1 protein-coding gene is annotated in these 343 nt (G+C 40.5%); it reads right to left on the reverse strand.

Features of this window, described 5'->3' with window-relative positions:
- Window positions 1–53: 53 nt before the first annotated feature.
- Window positions 54–343: GTP-binding protein (locus tag A3763_RS17600; protein ID WP_304440826.1), on the reverse strand; the 290-nt coding region annotated here is incomplete at its 5' end.

A 343-nucleotide genomic window follows, 5' to 3' on the forward strand; every position in this document is an offset into this window, starting at 1 on the left:
ATTTCATTGTGTTCTCCTAAGTTAGTCTAATTCTATTCTAAGTCGTCAAGCACTCAAACCACGGCTTTTGCAGGTGGAATTTCTTTGGCCTCAAGCATGCCTTCGCTAATAATGAAATCAATAATTTTGTCTAGACCTTCAGCTTTCTTAAGGTTTGAGAAAACAAAAGGACGTTCACCGCGCATCTTCTTTGAGTCCTGATCCATTACGTCTAGCGAAGCACCAACAAGTGGAGCCAAGTCTATTTTATTGATAATCAACAGATCGGACTTAGTAATGCCTGGGCCACCTTTACGTGGAATCTTATCGCCTGCTGATACATCAATCACGTAGATAGTTAAGT

It is taken from the genome of Oleiphilus sp. HI0128, assembly GCF_001635365.1.